The organism is Dyella sp. A6 (genome assembly GCF_036320485.1).
In the GTDB taxonomy this organism is placed as follows: domain Bacteria; phylum Pseudomonadota; class Gammaproteobacteria; order Xanthomonadales; family Rhodanobacteraceae; genus Rhodanobacter_A; species Rhodanobacter_A aluminiiresistens.
The window spans coordinates 904,075-917,860 of the sequence record NZ_CP132911.1 but is presented as its reverse complement, the minus strand read 5'-3'; the positions used below and the strand labels follow the sequence as shown (position 1 = coordinate 917,860).

Below are 13,786 nucleotides of genomic sequence, written 5' to 3'. Positions count from 1 at the left end.
CGGACACCCCCGCTAGTCGTGGGGGTGTCTGCGCGACAGCAGCACCGCCAGGCCGGCGCCGATGATCGCCACACCAAACCAGATCGCCGTGGGCTCGATGCTGCTGCGCAGCCACAGCACGCCCGATACCGCGCAGACCGACGCGACCGAGACGGTCAACGACAACCCCAGCACCCGGAGCCAGGAACGCTGCCCGTAAACCAGTAGCAGGCCGATACCCAACGCGGTCAGCAGGATCGCCATCAAGCGCCGCGGCCAAACGAATTCCGGCGGCACCGGCAGATCCGGAAAAATGGCCAGCAGGCTCTGGTTGCCCACTTCGACGTCATACCCCTTGCCATCCGGCGCATCAGCGGCCGGCACCAGCCGGTTGCCGTCGAGCCGGGCGACGATGGTCACCGTCTGCAGCGGTACGGCCTGCCAGCTCACCCGCAGGTCGCCGATGCGTGGATGACCGGGCTGCGCACTGGTGACCAGCGCGCCGTCGTGCAGGCTGAAGCTGGCAGCCAGATTGGGTGGCAAGCTCTGCGCGTCGGGCGTCACCGGCTGGCTGCCCGGTAGCGCACGCTGGATCACGCGCGACAGCACGAATGCCCCGACCCGCACCCGCCCGGCATCGAACTCGCGCGACTGCACCGGGAAACGCGCCGGATTGGCGTGCCCCGGGGTGAAGTGCCGCGAATTGACCGGATGGTCTTCCCAATCCTGCTCGTAAACCGGCGGTCCGCCCATGTCGAGGGTGTGCCACTGGAACATTTCGACGTGACGCAGCAGCACCGGGGTGGACGCCTGCTGGTTGAATTGGACGTCCAGCGGCGACTCGTCCACCCGTATCGGGCCGGTCACGCGCACCATGTAACCCTGGTACGCAGCCTGCGGCAGGCCGTTGCTGCCCAGGTCGAGCACCGCACCGCCATGCCGCGCTGCGGCAACCCGATAGCTGATGAGTCCCTGCTCGGTCATCGCCGCCAGCGTGACGCCCGCCAGCACCAGCAAAGTACCGGCAGCCAACAGAATCAGGCGTCCGTGCGACATGCGCGCAGGGTCCTTGCGTCGAATCATCGAATCCCCCTGTAACTGTCTATCCCTGTGCCTGCCATCCGCTCAGCTCACGCTGTTCAGCGGTCGTGCCGTAGCGTCCGCGCTCGTCGCACTGGACTTTCGCCAACGCACAATCGTGGTCATGCGTGAAAAAAAGCTGCACGTTGCGTGCCAACTTGTCGGCGAGGAACGCGCGCTTCTCGTCGATCAAGCATTCCGGAAAGCGGTCGTATCCCATCGTGATCGGCAGATGCACCCAGAAACGCCCGGGAATCAGGTCCGCGCAGAACACCACGCCACCCACTTCGGACAGCATCAGTCCCGGCGTATGGCCGTCGGAAAAGTGGAAACGTACCGACTGCCCCAGGGTCCGCGAGTGTTCGCCTTCGACCAGCTCCAGCCGGCCGCTGCGCTCCAGCAGGCCGGGCAGCTCGGGAATGAACGAGGCACGGTCGCGGGCATGCGGCCGCAAGGCACGCTGCCAGTGCGCGGCGCCGACAAGGAAGGTGGCATTCGGGAACAGCAGGCGCGGCGGCTGCCCTTCTTCCCAGCTGGCCAGCAGCCCGCCGGCGTGGTCGAAATGCAGGTGCGATAGCACGACCGCGTCGATGTCCTGGTGACTCAGGCCCGCGTCTGCCAGGGAATCCAACAGTACGTGCCGCGACTCGACCACACCGTAGCGTTCGCGCAACGCCGGCTCGAAGAACGCCCCGATACCGGTCTCGAACAGCACATTCCGACCGTCCAGGTCTTTCACCAGCAGGCAGCGACAGGCCAGCGGGATGCGGTTGTGCTCGTCGGGTGTGATCCAGCGCGACCACAGCGCCTTCGGCGCATTGCCGAACATCGCACCACCATCGAGCTTCTGCGAATTGCCTGAGAGGGACCAGAACATCATGGGCAGGAAAACCGGCACGGGCCGCGAACCGACGCGGCAGGAAGGGGCCAAGCTTACCCGATGACCGCTACCGCATAAGTCGACGCGATACGCATCGCGCCATGCCCGACAACGGCTGCGCTACGACTTGGCTGCCATCAAGCGGCCGTACTTCAGCCGGAGATCGTCAGGCGACTCCGGATGCGCGGTGTCGACGATGATGCACTCGACCGGACAGACCTCCACGCACTGCGGGTCGTCGAAATGGCCGACGCATTCCGTGCAAAGCGCGGGATCGATCACGTAGTACTCCTCGCCGAGCGAGATCGCCTTGTTCGGGCAGACCGGCTCGCAGACGTCGCAATTGACGCAGGTATCGAGGATTTGCAGGGACATGGGGGAAACCGGAAGAACAGGACAGGTGCGGACACCCGTGGCCCGGCCGCAGGGCGGGAGCCGAGGCAGGGCGCGGCCGCCATCAGGCAGCCGCGCCCGCGGATTACATCTGCACGAAGCGGAAGGTCGCGCCGGTCGGGTCGATCACGGCGGCCACGCGCTGCTGGTCGGCCTGGTCGCCGATGAACAGTACGATCACGCCCTTGAACGAACCGGGCTTGGCGTCCTTGAACGCGGTGGTGATCAGGTTGGCGGTCTGGGTCGAGTTCGGGCCGGCGAACGCCAGCAGGTTACCCGGCAGCACGCCGCGTGCCACGGTGTCCTCGACGTTCGACAGCTGGCGCTGGTAGCTAGCCTGCGACGCGTCATCGCTGCCGCCCGGCACCAGGTACGGGTACGGCTGGGGGGCGCTCATGCCCTGCAGGTGAGACTGCACCAGCTGGGTCAGGTAAGCACCCCAGGCCTTGGTGTCGTTCGGGTCGGTGGGACGGGTCAGCTTCTGCGTCTGTGCCGTGGCCTGCTGGCTGCTGTCCTGGTGATTGCACGCGGTGAGGGCCAGGCAGCCGGTCAGCGCGAGGGTAGTGGCGAGGTAGGCGAATTTACGCATGGTGATCCCCTTCAGTTTCGGGTGGCTTTTTGTGCCAGCGCTGCCGCATGGCTTGTTGTACCGCAGGATGCACGAAACCGGAGATGTCGCCGCCAAGGCGACCGATCTCGCGCACCAGCGACGAGGAAATGAAGCTGTACTGCTCCGCCGGCGTCAGGAACAGCGTCTCGGCCTGCGGAATGAGGTGGCGATTCATGCTCGCCAGCTGGAACTCGTATTCGAAGTCGGATACCGCGCGCAGACCACGGATGATCACACGGGCTCCGATCTGCTCCACGAACGTGGCCAGCAGGCTGTCGAAGCCCCGCACCTCCACATTGGGCAGGTCAGCCAGTGCCAGCCGCGCCAGCGCAATGCGCTCGTTCAGGCTGAACCCCGGCCCCTTGCCCTTGTTCGGGCTGTCGGCCACCGCCACCACCACGCGCTCGAACAAGGGCGCCGCACGGGCGACCAGGTCGGCATGGCCGTTGGTGATCGGGTCAAACGTACCCGGATACACGGCCAGGCGGGTGTTGACGGGCGCTTTGTTCACAATGCGGGGCGACATCAGCGGGGAAGGTGCCTAGCTTAACGGAAGCCCGTCGGCCCGGCGATACAGAGCATGCCGCACTTCGCCGGCCACGCCCTCGCGCTGCAACAGCCAGTTGGCGGGCAGTTCCGGCGCGACATCGCGCGGCGACTCCACATAGATCCGTGCCGCTGCGGCCAGCCAGCCGCCCTGCTCCAGCCCTTGTGCCAGCGCGGACCACAGGTCCAGCGCGAAAGGCGGGTCCATGAAGACCAGGCCGAACGGCCTCGCCGCTGTCTGCAGCCAGGCCTGCGCATCGGCCGTGTCGACCGCTCCACCGTCAGCTTTCAGGCGGGCCAGGTTGGCGCGCAGGGCCTGCGCGGCGCGCGGGTCACGCTCCACGAACTGCACCTGCGCCGCACCACGCGACAATGCCTCGATACCCAGCGCGCCGGTACCTGCGCAAAGGTCCAGCGCGTGCACGCCGGCCAGGGTCGGCGCCAGCCAGTTGAACAGGGTTTCGCGCACCCGTTCGGGCGTGGGCCGCAAGCCCGGCAGGTCCGGCACCTCCAGGCGCGAGTTGCGCAGACTGCCGCCAATGATGCGGATGCGGCCGGGGCGCCCCTTCATCGCGCGCCCCGCCGGAACATAAAGCCAGCTTGACCCGGCTCAGCGGCCGGTACGCATGAGAGTGATAGCATGCCGCCCATTGTCTTTGAATCGCCGCCGCAATGCTCAAGTTCTGGAAGAAAAAAGACCCCGGCACGACGCCGGAGCAGCCCGCTGCCGAGCCAGCTGGGACGGATGTCGCACCGCCCGAAGCAGCAGTCATGGCGCCGCCTGTCGACGAACCCGGCACCAGCGCCCCGGTCGATCCGCCGACTGCCCCGGCCACAGATGCCGAACCCGCCTCCGCGGGCCGTCGCAGCTGGCGCGAACGCCTGTCGGGAACCGGCTTCGCGCGTGGCCTGAGTGCGCTGTTCGTACGTAACCCGAAGCTCGACGACGACCTGCTCGACGAGCTGGAAACCACCCTGATCACCGCCGACGTGGGCATCGAGACCAGCACCGAGCTGGTCGAAGACCTGCGCAAGCGCATGCACAAGCGTGAATTCGCCGATGCCGACGCCATGCTCGGGGCGCTGCGCAAAGCCCTGCTGGACCGGCTGCAGTCGGTGGCGCAACCGCTGGACGTGGCCGGCCGCGCACCGTTCGTAATCCTTACCGTAGGCATCAACGGCGTCGGCAAGACCACCACCATCGGCAAGCTGGCGCGGCGCTACAGCGACGAAGGGCGCAGCGTGATGCTCGCCGCCGGCGATACCTTCCGCGCTGCGGCGGTGAATCAGCTGAAGACCTGGGGCGAGCGCAACCAGGTGCCGGTGATCGCACAGGGCCAGGACGCCGATGCCGCCAGCGTGATCTTCGACGCGCTGCAGGCTGCCCGCTCGCGCGGCGCCGATGTGCTGATCGCCGACACCGCCGGTCGCCTGCATACCCAGGGCGGCCTGATGGACGAACTGGGCAAGATCGCCCGCGTGATGAAGAAGCTCGATCCCGAGGCGCCGCACGAGGTGCTGATGGTGATCGACGGCACCACCGGCCAGAACGCCCTGAACCAGCTGCGCCAGTTCCGTCAGATCGTCGGCGTGACCGGCCTGGTGGTCACCAAGCTGGACGGCACCGCCAAGGGCGGTGTGGTGTTCGCCCTGGCGCGCGAGTTCGGCCTGCCGATCCGCTACGTGGGCCTTGGCGAAACCGCCACCGACCTGCGGGTATTCGACGCCGAGGCCTTCATCGACAGCCTGCTGCCGGCCCGACTCGGCCAGTCATGACGCTGTCGCGCCGTCTCCGCCTGTCGCTGATCGTGGCTGCCGGCGTGCTGGCGGCCATCGGCCTGGCCGTGCTGGTGACGCTTTACCTGCTGCTGCAGCCGGACCGCTTCACCGCCATGCTGCAGTCGCAGGCACGCGGCGCCGGGCTGGACCTCAGCCTGGCCAGCCCGGCCCGGCCTGCCCTGTTTCCGCATCCCGCGCTCGAACTGGAAGGACTCACGCTGACCGCGCGTGGCGCCAATGCGCCGATCCTGCTGGCCGCACGTGGACGTCTGGCGCTGCCATGGCGCACCATTTTCGGCGGCCCTACCGCGATCTCCCAGCTGGAAATCGACTCGCCACGGGTGGATCTTGACGCCCTCCAGGCCTGGCTGAACGCACTGCCGCCGCACCCGGCCAGCACCCCCATCCAGATCCCTCGCATCGACACCGGCGTGCGCATCACTCGCGGCAGCCTGGTCAGCGGCAACCACCTGCTGCTGAGCCAGGTGACCCTGGACGCCGGCAGCCTGATGCCCAACCACCCGTTCCTGCTCGACCTGTCCGCGCAGACCGCGGACGGCACGCCCATGCACTGGCAACTTTCCGCCACCCCCCAGATGCAGGGCAGCGCCCTGGAGCTGCACGACATCGCGCTGCACATCACCCATGGCAGCACGCTGCAACTGCAACTGGCAGGCACCGCACGCTGGGACAGCGCGGCCAACGCGTCGCTGCAGCTGCACGGCACCCTCGATCACAAGGGCAGCGGCAATTACGCCACCTCGCTTACCCTTGCGCCGGCCAACCAGCTCAACCCGCTGCTGCTTACCCTGAAGCTGGACGGCAAGAACGACCATGTCGACCTGCGCCTGCCGCCGCTGGCCCTGGCGCACTGGTGGTCACGCATCGGCAGCACCGCGCAGGCCCCTCAGCTGACCGTACCGCCCGGCGACGGCTATATCGATGTGGCCAGCCTCGATATCGGCGGCGCGCATATCGAAGGCCTCAGCATCCAGGCCGGCAGTGCCGTGCCGGCCAGCAATGCCAGCAGTGCGGCTCCGGCCAGCACCGCGGGCACTGCGAAGCCGCCCCGGAAACCGAACCACAAGTGAGCGACATCGCCCCCGCCCTGCTGGCCTGGTTCGACCACCATGGCCGCCATGACCTGCCCTGGCAACAGACCCGTGCCGACGGTTCGCGCGACGCTTATCGGGTGTGGCTCTCCGAGATCATGCTGCAGCAGACCCAGGTCGCCACGGTCATCCCCTATTTCGAGCGTTTCGTCAGCGCCCTGCCCAGCCTGCCCGACCTTGCCGCCGCCGACGAGGACACCGTGCTGGCCCTGTGGTCGGGCCTGGGCTACTACCGCCGAGCGCGCTTCCTGCATCGGGCCGCGCAACAGTGCGTGCAGCAGCATGGCAGCGAACTGCCGCGCGAGTTTGATGCGCTGGCAGCACTGCCCGGCATCGGCCGCTCCACCGCTGGCGCCATCCTGGCCCAGGCCCACGGCCTGCGTTTTGCCATCCTCGACGGCAACGTGAAGCGTGTGCTCACGCGCTACCACGGCATTCACGGACACCCGGGCCAGGGCGCGGTGGAAAAGCAGTTGTGGACGCATGCCGAAGCACATACCCCGGCGCAGCGCAGCGCCGACTATACGCAGGCGATCATGGACCTGGGCGCCACCGTCTGCGTGCGCGCGAATCCGCGCTGCGATTCCTGCCCGCTGACCACGGACTGTGTTGCCCGGCTCGAAGGCCTCACCGCCACCCTGCCCAGCCCCAAGCCGCGCAAGGCACTGCCCGAGCGCAGCACCATCATGCTGGTGATGCGCGACGCGCACGGCCGGATACTGCTGGAACGTCGCGGGCCGCAAGGCGTGTGGTCGGGACTGTGGAGCCTGCCCGAGGCTACCGACACCGACGACGCCTGGCGACTGGCCCAGCAGCATGCGCGGATCGATGACGCCCGGCCACTGCCCGCCTTCCTGCATGTGTTCAGCCACTACCGGCTGCACGTGGAGCCGCTGCTGTTCGACGACGCGGCAGGCCATGCCGGTATCGCCGATAATGAGCGGCTACGCTGGTGCGATGCCCGCGAACGCGCTGCACTCGGCCTGCCCGCACCCGTGCGCACCCTGCTGCAAACCCTTTGAGGAACCCGCCCATGAGCCGCACCATCCATTGCGCCAAACTCGGCATCGACGCCGAAGGCCTCGACTTCGCGCCCTGGCCCGGCCCGCTGGGCCAGCGCATCTACGCCGAAATCTCCAAGCCGGCATGGCAGCAGTGGCTGGCGCACCAGACCATGCTGATCAACGAGAACCGACTCAACCCGCTCGACCCCAAGGCACGCCAGTTCCTGGCCGGCGAGATGGAGAAGTACCTGTTCGGCGGCGACGTCGCCGCGGTGCCCGGTTACGTGCCGCCCGACAGCGAGTCTTGACGGACAGCCGCCCTTCCGCTTTAATGCGCGGCTCAACGCAAGACCAGCGACCCATCGCGGTTGCCACCCTGGCCGGGTAGCTCAGTTGGTAGAGCAGGGGATTGAAAATCCCCGTGTCGGCGGTTCGATTCCGTCCCCGGCCACCATCAAGATGCAACACCGGGAAAGCAGTGACTGCAAAAGTCGCTGCTTTTTTGTTATGCGCGGTGTCCCGGCGTGACTGACTGGCCGCACAGGCGGTCAGGCGCCACCCGACGGTGACCTCTCGTGCTGCGGAATAGCCGGGCTCAGACATGTCCAGGGCTGCGCGCGCGAGGTCCAGATATCCAGCATGGGCTTGAAGCTTGTCGGATCGTCCAGGGTCGGAAACCGGATGGACATGACCGGAAAAGTCTCGCCGTGCGCAAACAGTGGTGTTCCGCACGTACCGCAAAACGAACGGGTGGTTTTACCGCCGCTTGCCGCAGTAACCGTGTAGCTGCTCGGCACACCAGTTACCTGGGTAGCGGCCACGGCGACGATAAAGCCGGACGCAAAGGGTGCACCGCTCGATAACTGGCAGTCGCTGCAGTGGCAATTGAGCATCGCCATGGGTGCAGACGTGCACGTGTAGCGGATGGCACCGCAGGCGCACCCGCCAGTAAATGGAACAGTCATCTCATCTGCTCCGCAGGCCGACGTTTTGGTTTGGCGGCACGTGTCAGTGTGCCCGCCTGGACACGTGGTCAGGGTAACGCACTCGAATCATCGAGTTCGCCATTTCGCGTAATGCTCGAAGTTGGCGGCCTTCGTCGAGGCCAGATGCAAGTTTCAACTGAAGTTGATACTCGAAACCATCGACCTGCCACCAAAGATTTGCTGGCGCACAGGAGCCACCGCAGGAGACCGGCCTGAACAAAGCCATTGTGCCGTTGGCGAGCCTAGCTTTCCGAGTGCCCGGAAGCGATGAAAACACGGCGGAAGACCCAGCCACCATGCCGGCAAACGTTGCATCACTGTCATGCCTGGAATAGTAAAGCGCGACGGTGTAACCGGAACCAGCGGATTCGACCGCTACGTCTTTGATGCCGTATCTGGCAACGATGGAGGGAATGATCGTGGGGAGAAAGACCGGAACCTGCTGATTGCCTGCCAACTTGGTGGCAGCATTCGACAGTGGCGCTGGAAAATCTTGAGCAATCACTGACGTACAGAGCATCAGCGCAAGAATGCCGATAAGAAGGCTAAGGCCCGCGTACTTCTTCATCTGCATGGTGGAACACCGGAGTAAGGCAACGCGTGGCACACACGTCCAGACGGACAAGTGTCCAGGCAACTTACTCGCCATCGAGGTCTCCACGGACTCGATCCCAATCGATATAACCTGCAATCGTCGGCCACTGCGCAAGACGAGACTTGAGGGCATTGCACTCGGCAATGGTCCAGCCCATCACTACTGAGACAACGGCGAGAGTAACCGGCGGAAACCTGTAATAGATGCCGATGAGAACCACAAGGAACAAAGCCAAGCCAAGCATCCAGAGATTACGAGTAACCAACCTGGCACGTGCCAACCCGCCGCCCGATCGCAACGACTCCCAGCGATTCAGCAACTCTCGCGACTCTGCATCCATGTATGCCCCCGCTTCTGCCCAAGACTTAAATTATGTGGCACGCACCGACGTATCCGCGCAGATGAGTTGTCAGGTGCTGTAGCCGTTGCTTACAAGCAAGCGGATAAGCACGTTGAAACCAAACTCCGCCAAAGCGCGCTCAGATAGAGATACCAAGTCTTCCAGCGCACCTGGGGGATAGTCCTGATATGTGTACAAGCTGCGATAGAGCCAGCTACCAGGCTCGCGGCCTTTGCAGACGTCATCGAGCACTACCCGTAACGTTCCATCGGACAGCAATGCCAGGCTACAGAGTGTGGCCATATTTTTGGTTGGGACTTGCTGTGAGCTTTTCATGACACCTAACTGAAATGAAATCTCATGTTGCAACTTACCCTAATCGACTAGCGCGCACGATGCAGCCACGACAATTCTCACGACACAGCAAGCACGACAGCGGCACCTGCTGGCAGCCACCCCGCATGGCCGGCGGATGACACAGGCTCCATACGCAGGCGTAAGATGCCGGACAGGGACGATGCGGGCTCAAGGCCCACAGGGGAAAGACGATAAGGAGATGTACGGGTCGGAAGCACCGGTCGGGTGCTTCGCCCTCCCCGGCTGAGCGGGCGCGATGACGTGCGCGAGAAACGGGTACTACGGCTGGTGACACGGGGCGGGCGACAGCGGAGCGCGGTGACTTGAAGCGGGAAATGCCGAATCATGTCTCGACCGGAACTGGGCTGCGGTCCCGCTTCTACCAGAGCATGGCCGAGGCCCTGGTGCTGCTGCACACGAACCAGGGTTGCGACCGCCAGCTCGCCCTGAGCGAGGTGGTGTCGATCTTCGCCACATCGATGAAACTGCCGCTGGCCTGGATCGGCCGGCGCGCACCGGGCGCCGAGACCATCACGGTACTGGCCGCAGCCGGCCACGCGATACCGCACAGCGAACGCCTGCTGCCAGGCATGGACCTGCCGATGAGGCATCCCGACGACCCGGCCAGCCAGGCACTGCGGTCCGGCGGCATGCATGTGGCGCGGTGGAATGCCGCCGCGCCCGCACCTGCGGGTCAGGGCGCATGGCATGACGGCTTCGATTGCTGCATGACGGCTGCCGCTATCGCCCATGATGGCGGCCAACTGGTGCTTGCGGCCTGCATGGACGATGTGCCGGACGATACGTTGCAGGAACTAGGCGCATGGCTGCAGCGACTCGTGACCGAGCTGGCACGGTTCTGGGACCACCAGGCCGCCATGGCGCGCGAACAACGCATCAGCCGTTATCGCGATGCCCAGCGAGCCATCCAACGGGCGCTACTGGAGCAACCCGACCCCGAATCGGTCTATCACACGCTGGCGAAGTCACTGGTGGACGTGGCCGGCGCTGCGGCCGTGGATGTATTCATGGTCGAAGCTGACGGAACGTCGCTTCGCCGGGTCGCACTGGCCGGCCCGATCGCGGACGATCTCGGTCGCATGCTGCCTGCCGTACCGGCCCAGGGCGAACGGATGCCACTGCCCCTGTGGGCGCTACGCGACGGTCGACCGCAGGTACGGGTACGGCCGAGTCAGCACAGCGGAATGTCGCCGGCCTGGCAATACGGGCTGCTGAAAGGCATGGGCGCCTCCGGTTGCTGGCCGATTCCCGCACCGGATCGCCTCCCCGGGCAGAACAGCACCCCGTTGGGCGTGTTCGCCCTGATCACGCCCGAGGAAGATGCGTTCGACGAGAACATGTGCCGTGTGCTGGACGAGCTGGCCGAAGTGGCCGGGCTGGCGCTGCGCCAGCACGAGCGCCGCCGGGCACAAGCCGAAGAACAGCAACGCCAAACCTATCTGGCCCTGCACGACGCACTGACCGGGCTGCCGAACAGACGCGCGCTGGACATGCAGCTGGAGAGGGCACTGGAACGCGCCGAACGCAACCGGCAACTGGTCGTGGTGGGTATGCTCGACCTGGACGACCTGAAGCCGATCAACGACCGCCACGGTCATGTCGTCGGCGACCTTTTGCTGATCGAAGTGGCGCGCCGGCTGCGCGGGGCCCTGCGACCGGACGACTATGTCGCACGCCTCGGCGGCGACGAGTTCGTCATCATCTGCGAAGGCCTGTATGACGATGCCGAAATCAAGCCTTTGCTGGATCATCTGTGGACAGCCCTGCGCGAACCCATGCACGTCGAGGGCACCGTATTCGAACTGACGGCCAGCCTTGGCATTGCTCTGTATCCGGAGCATGCGAGCGGGGGCAGCCAGCAGTTGCTGCGCCAGGCCGACCAGGCGATGTACCAGGTGAAGGCGCACAAGCGACAACGCGAGCGCTGGTGGTCGATGCCACTGATTGCACAGAGCCAGCCGCCGGAAGACAACGCATACAACGGTCACGGCTTACTGCCTTACGGCGAGCTGGCCGAGTCCCTGCTGCAACCATGGTCATCACTTGCCGAGCCCATGGTGCCCGAATTGGTCGATGCGTTCATCGATGGATTGCGTTCGCACGAGGGGATCGGCAACCTGTTGACGGCGCTATCGAAACGCGACCGCGTCGTATTGGCCGAGCGTCTGACCCAGCATGTCCGGCTATTGCTGCTGCCGAACCTGGAGATCGAATCGCATCGCATGCACGCGGCACGCGCAGGTCGTTTCCATGCCTCGGCCGGGCTGGAGGAGGTCTGGCTGCTGGAAGGGGTCGAGCTGCTGCGCGACCTGATGGCACAACAGCTCGGCAGCCTGTCGGTGATCGACCGCCGCCCACTCGACATCGTGCTGCAGCGACTCGGAGCCGAGCGGCAGTGGCAGCTCGAAAGCGTACGTGAGCTGCAGCGTGAGCGTGTGGCGCTGCTGGCGCGTCTGAACGCGCTGGCCTGGTCGGCAGACGGCTATCTGGAACTTATCCAGGGTGTCGTGGACATGCTCGCCGAGCATGGCGAGATATGCTCGTGCATCGTCGCCCGCCCCGACAAGAACGGACAACTTACCTACGAGGCGGTCGGCGGCGAGGCATTCGCCCAGTACCTGCAGATCGTCGCACGGGGCGAAGCAGAACCCATCCGAGTCAACGCTGACAGCCCGCTGGGCGGCGGCCCCAGCGGAAGGGCCTGGCGCACCGGTCAGATTCAGCGTTGCATGCATTACGCCACCGATCCCGCCATGGCCAGCTGGCGCGATGAAGCGCTGGGGATCGGCATCGTTTCCAGCGTAGCCATACCGCTTTGCCCGATGCCGCCCAATCCATCGGCAGTACTCACGATCTACAGCCCATACGCCGGAGGGCTGCAGAGCGAGGACCAGCAGGCCTTCGTCGATCAGTTGAAGAACCTGCTCGACCTGGCCCTTGCGCGCCTGATGCCGCCCAGGCCGGGCACCGAACTGCTGCCGTTCATCGTGCGCGAACGCTGGCGCGGACTGATCGCCACCGATGCCCTGCAGGCCTACTACCAGCCGGTGGTGCATCTGGTCGATGGCCGCGTATCCGAACTGGAAGCGCTGGCGCGGCTGGTGGACCAGGACGGCACCGTGCTGGCACCCTCCCGGTTCCTGCCTGCGCTGAGTGACGACGACCTGGTCGTGCTGTTCCGGCAGATGCTCTCCGCGGCGACCCGCCAACGCGAAACCTTGCTTCGCTCGGGTCATAGGCTTGATGTCTCGGTCAACACGCCAGCCGCAGCGCTGGTGGACAGCCGCTACACCGAGACGGCTGCGGCGATGATTGCCGAAGGACACTGCCCGGTCGATGCATTGCTGCTCGAAATCCTCGAATCGCCCATGGGCACCGACCACAGCGCAGCCCCAAGAATGGCCGGCATGCAGGCACTCAAGGCGCTCGGCGTCCGACTTGTGGAAGACGATCTGGGTGCTGGCTACAGCTCGCTGATACGACTGCGCCACTGGCCGTTCGACCGGATCAAGATCGACCAGGCTATCGTGATGCAGGCGGCGGACGACCCGCTACGCACCCTGCGCTTCATCCGCCAGCTGATCAGGCTAGGCCACGACCTGGATCTCGAAGTGGTGGTCGAAGGCCTGGAAACGCCTGGCCTGATCGAAGCCGCCCTGTCACTGGGAGCCGACATGGGGCAAGGCTATGCCTTTGCACGACCGATGCCGGCAACCGAACTACCAGGCTGGCTCGATGCCTTTCGCTGGGAACTGGACCCGGCACGCCCAACCACGGCGCTGGGTGCCTTGGCCAGTGCATTGCTATGGGAAGAACAACTGCTCGCCCTGCCGTCCGGACCCGCGTTCTGGCACCACCATGCCGAGGGCCGCTGTGCAACCGGCCGCTACCTGGAGAGCGCGCTGGCCGCGAACCCTGACCTGCAGGCCGTCCACGACGCGCACGCCGCCATGCACGAAGCCGCCCTGGCCGGCCCGCTGGACCCACGCTACCGCCAGCAACGCGGACGCTTCCTGCAGTTGCTGATCCAGCAGGTGCGGATCGAAGAACGGGGGTTCGCGACGTCCCGGAAACCAGGCCCGGCAGCCGAAGCGTAACCGGCCG

Annotated in this window: 15 protein-coding genes and 1 tRNA gene; 6 read left to right on the top strand and 10 right to left on the bottom strand. The window is 65.7% G+C overall.

Annotated elements, in window-relative coordinates; genetic code table 11:
• Nucleotides 1-12 precede the first annotated feature (12 nt).
• The 6 genes from RA164_RS03780 to rsmD all read right to left on the bottom strand — a co-directional run bounded on the left by RA164_RS03780 (nt 13) and on the right by rsmD (nt 4,059).
• Nucleotides 13-1,062, bottom strand: a complete 1,050-nt coding sequence (locus RA164_RS03780) for a TMEM43 family protein (protein WP_329742643.1) — start codon at nt 1,060-1,062, stop codon at nt 13-15.
• Between the two features lie 19 nt (nt 1,063-1,081).
• A complete protein-coding gene (locus RA164_RS03775) occupies nt 1,082-1,939 on the bottom strand; it encodes an MBL fold metallo-hydrolase (RefSeq protein ID WP_329742642.1) in 858 nt (285 codons plus the stop codon).
• 120 nt (nt 1,940-2,059) lie between these two features.
• Entirely contained in the window at nt 2,060-2,314 is a 255-nt protein-coding gene (locus RA164_RS03770) for a YfhL family 4Fe-4S dicluster ferredoxin (RefSeq protein WP_329742641.1), read from the bottom strand.
• Between the two features lie 103 nt (nt 2,315-2,417).
• On the bottom strand, nt 2,418-2,921 hold the full coding sequence (locus tag RA164_RS03765; protein ID WP_329742640.1) for a hypothetical protein: 504 nt from the start codon (nt 2,919-2,921) through the stop codon (nt 2,418-2,420).
• Nucleotides 2,914-3,468: a pantetheine-phosphate adenylyltransferase gene (gene coaD, locus RA164_RS03760; RefSeq protein WP_329742639.1), complete on the bottom strand. Its 555-nt coding sequence runs from the start codon at nt 3,466-3,468 to the stop codon at nt 2,914-2,916. The genes RA164_RS03765 and coaD overlap by 8 nt, the downstream gene beginning before the upstream one ends.
• 15 nt (nt 3,469-3,483) lie before the next feature.
• The gene (gene rsmD / locus RA164_RS03755; protein WP_329742638.1) at nt 3,484-4,059 is read right to left on the bottom strand and encodes a 16S rRNA (guanine(966)-N(2))-methyltransferase RsmD; all 576 of its coding nucleotides are present in this window, start codon (nt 4,057-4,059) and stop codon (nt 3,484-3,486) included.
• A gap of 101 nt (nt 4,060-4,160) precedes the next feature.
• Between rsmD and ftsY the strand changes: the two genes are divergently transcribed.
• From ftsY to RA164_RS03730, 5 genes are all read left to right on the top strand, one after another.
• Entirely contained in the window at nt 4,161-5,264 is a 1,104-nt protein-coding gene (ftsY, locus tag RA164_RS03750; RefSeq protein WP_412731062.1) for a signal recognition particle-docking protein FtsY, read from the top strand.
• On the top strand, nt 5,261-6,358 hold the full coding sequence (locus RA164_RS03745) for an AsmA family protein (protein ID WP_329742636.1): 1,098 nt from the start codon (nt 5,261-5,263) through the stop codon (nt 6,356-6,358). The genes ftsY and RA164_RS03745 overlap by 4 nt, the downstream gene beginning before the upstream one ends.
• Nucleotides 6,355-7,401: an A/G-specific adenine glycosylase gene (mutY, locus tag RA164_RS03740; RefSeq protein ID WP_329742635.1), complete on the top strand. Its 1,047-nt coding sequence runs from the start codon at nt 6,355-6,357 to the stop codon at nt 7,399-7,401. Before RA164_RS03745 ends, mutY begins: the two co-directional genes overlap by 4 nt.
• An 11-nt stretch (nt 7,402-7,412) precedes the next feature.
• On the top strand, nt 7,413-7,691 hold the full coding sequence (locus tag RA164_RS03735) for an oxidative damage protection protein (RefSeq protein ID WP_329742634.1): 279 nt from the start codon (nt 7,413-7,415) through the stop codon (nt 7,689-7,691).
• 70 nt (nt 7,692-7,761) lie between these two features.
• Nucleotides 7,762-7,837: transfer RNA gene (locus RA164_RS03730), tRNA-Phe, on the top strand.
• Nucleotides 7,838-7,931: 94 nt separating this feature from the next.
• Here RA164_RS03730 and RA164_RS03725 read toward each other — a convergent pair.
• The 4 genes from RA164_RS03725 to RA164_RS03710 all read right to left on the bottom strand — a co-directional run bounded on the left by RA164_RS03725 (nt 7,932) and on the right by RA164_RS03710 (nt 9,673).
• A complete protein-coding gene (locus RA164_RS03725; protein ID WP_329742633.1) occupies nt 7,932-8,282 on the bottom strand; it encodes a GFA family protein in 351 nt (116 codons plus the stop codon).
• Between the two features lie 109 nt (nt 8,283-8,391).
• Complete coding sequence (locus RA164_RS03720; protein ID WP_329742632.1) at nt 8,392-8,943, bottom strand: hypothetical protein; 552 nt, start codon at nt 8,941-8,943, stop codon at nt 8,392-8,394.
• Nucleotides 8,944-9,007: 64 nt separating this feature from the next.
• Complete coding sequence (locus RA164_RS03715) at nt 9,008-9,304, bottom strand: hypothetical protein (RefSeq protein WP_329742631.1); 297 nt, start codon at nt 9,302-9,304, stop codon at nt 9,008-9,010.
• A 69-nt stretch (nt 9,305-9,373) separates the two neighbouring features.
• Nucleotides 9,374-9,673 (bottom strand): hypothetical protein, encoded by a 300-nt coding sequence (locus RA164_RS03710; RefSeq protein WP_329742630.1) that lies wholly within the window; start codon nt 9,671-9,673, stop codon nt 9,374-9,376.
• A 323-nt stretch (nt 9,674-9,996) separates the two neighbouring features.
• Here RA164_RS03710 and RA164_RS03705 point away from each other — a divergent pair, with 323 nt between their 5' ends.
• Nucleotides 9,997-13,779 carry an EAL domain-containing protein gene (locus RA164_RS03705; protein ID WP_329742629.1) on the top strand — a complete coding sequence of 1,261 codons (3,783 nt, stop codon included), beginning with the start codon at nt 9,997-9,999 and terminating at the stop codon, nt 13,777-13,779.
• Nucleotides 13,780-13,786: the final 7 nt, after the last annotated feature.